We start from the raw sequence: 2650 nt of genomic DNA, 5'->3' as shown, positions 1-2650 counted from the left end.
GCTTTTTGATATAAATAATAATAAAGAATTAAAAAAGATTCCTCAAAACTTTGATGAAGATTTAAAAGAAGAGGTAACAAAATTAAGAAAAGAAATTCCTTCTTTTATGAAAGATACTTCTTATCTTTTAGCTGTTTTATTAGCAAGCGGAGAGAAATACGGTTATGATATATTCAAAGAGATTTTTATTGATAATGCTATGATGAATAGATTTGCTTCATCTTTGATATGGAATTTATATGATAATAACAATAATTTTATAACAACTTTCAGATATTCAGGTGACGGAAGTTATTCAAACTGTGAAGATGAAGAAGTAAAAATTGATGATAATACTTTTATAGGTTTGGCTAGCCCTGTAGAAATGGACGATGACACTATAAATAAATGGAGAAAACAGCTTGAAGATTATGAAATAGCACAGCCAATAAATCAATTAACGGTTATAAAATTAGATAAAGATAATTTGAAAAGCGAAGTAGGAAAAATAGATAATTTAGAAATAGCTTATGGTACTTTCGAGGCTTTTGGTGCTAGATATGAAATGTATTCTGAATATATAGGATACGATGTAGTTAAAAGTTATTCATTAAAAACAAAGAATGGAGATACTTTTACTATAGATGCGGATGTTGATTCCAATACTGATTTTCATGACAGAGTAAAAATCGATATTTATTTTGATAATGAAAATGGTAAGGAGGTAAGTAAAAGATTTGTTTATACTTTATTAGTATTAATGATTTGGGATTTTAGACTTATAGATTTATTTTAATTACTTTATAAAAGATAGCCTAATGATGAATGAATACAATAAAATAGAGGCTTATCTATATGGTAATTACATAATGTTTGAAGAGGGAATAATATTAGGTATTTAAGAAGGTTGTAAAAAATGCATAGAACAAAGTATAAAAGAAAATCATATATTAACTGCCAAAAATATAAAAAATAAAAATATTGACATTAATCTTATTATCAGTGAATTAAGAGAATTTTGGCTATAAGAAATAACTATTAGGGTACTGATTTTTTATATGTACAAAAAACTGATGATTAATTTTTTATATCTAAAAATATAACCTTTAGAATTATTTAAGCAGCTATTTTATAGAATAGGATTGTAAATAAAATTATTCTCTAGTGTAGAAAAATTATATAACATATATTATACTATGTTTAACTATATTAAAGTTATGTAAACTACTATTTAGGAGTAAATTTATGAGGAAATATAAACCAGCAACAAAAAAAGAATTAAAGGAATTAGTATTTACTGACGGTATAAAACTTTGTTATATTGATACAAGTCTTATAACAGACATGAGTAAGCTTTTTTATGAAAGTAAAAGAAAAGATTTTGAAGGCATAGAAGATTGGGACGTTTCTAATGTTATAAATATGGATATGATGTTTGCCTATATGGGCTACAATGCGTTGGTAAGATATTCAACTATAGATTTTAATCCTGATTTAAGTAATTGGAATGTATCTAAAGTAAAAAGTATGAATAATATGTTTGCTCATTGTTCTAATTTTGACCAGCCTCTTGATAAATGGGACGTTTCTAATGTTGAAGATATGTCATTTATGTTTTTTGGTGCAAATGAGTTTAATCAGCCTTTAAATAACTGGAATGTATCAAAAGTTAAAAATATGAGAGGCATGTTTCAGGAATGCGAAAACTTTAATCAGCCTTTGGATAAGTGGGATACTTCTAATGTTGAAGATATGTCATTTATGTTTACTCGTGCAAAAGTTTTTAATAAACCTTTAAATAAATGGAATACTTCTAAAGTTAAAGATTTATCAAGTATGTTTGCATATTGTGATGTTTTTAATCAGAATATTAATGATTGGGACGTTTCTAATGTTACAAATATGGATTCTTTATTTAGGCAATGCGAAAAATTAAATCAGCCTTTTGATAAATGGGACACTTCTAATGTTGTAAACATGGAAAAGACATTTTTCTCATGCATGAAATTTAATCAGCCTTTAAATAGTTGGAATGTGTCTAATGTAGAAAATATGGATATGATGTTTTATATGGCTCAAAGTTTTAATCAGCCTCTTGATAAATGGGATACACAAAAACTAATCACTGCTGCAGGACTATTTAGATTTGCTTATAAGTATGATTGTTATGAGTCTTTAGAAAATTGGAATTTAGATAATTTAGAAGAAGTTGGTACTTTTTGCGATGATGAAGATAAATTACATACAAGACTTAAAGTATATATGCAGGCATTTTATCCTAAAGAAGATTATATAACTATAACAAAATTTAATGTTAAAGAAATATATAATCTTATTGCAAAAGATAAAAATAAAAGAATTGTAAGATTGAGAAAAAGAATTGAAAGTGATTTCTCATCAGAACTTTCATTTGTTACAAATGATTATAATTTCAAAACTATAGAAAAAGCAGAAAAGTATGTTCAAAAAAAATATAATGCTAAAAAAGAAGATAAAAAACTTGAATTTATAAAAGATTGTCATGTTCTAGTAAAAGATAAATCAAGAGAAGTAGATATTACAGTGATAAAGTATATATATTCAGAGTATTTATCTTTGAAAAGAACAATTAACAGATTGGAAAAAATTGATAATATAGTTAATTTGCTTGACTTTGAATCATTTTTAAAGT

General features: G+C 25.2%; 2 protein-coding genes and 1 pseudogene. All 3 read left to right on the top strand.

All coding sequences use genetic code 11. The features are described from left to right. On the top strand, positions 1-775 hold a 775-nt coding region (locus KQ44_RS04415), incomplete at its 5' end, for a DUF4132 domain-containing protein (protein WP_143277876.1). Further along, a pseudogene (locus KQ44_RS14820) lies at positions 771-1007 on the top strand (hypothetical protein); the annotation flags it as partial. The gene KQ44_RS04415 and the pseudogene KQ44_RS14820, both read left to right, overlap by 5 nt. 217 nt (positions 1008-1224) lie before the next feature. Continuing rightward, on the top strand, positions 1225-2650 hold a 1426-nt coding region (locus tag KQ44_RS04405), incomplete at its 3' end, for a BspA family leucine-rich repeat surface protein (protein WP_143277875.1).

Origin of the sequence: Brachyspira sp. G79, from assembly GCF_002379365.1 — a bacterium.
Lineage (GTDB): Bacteria > Spirochaetota > Brachyspiria > Brachyspirales > Brachyspiraceae > Brachyspira.
This window is presented reverse-complemented; position numbering and strand designations above follow the sequence as displayed.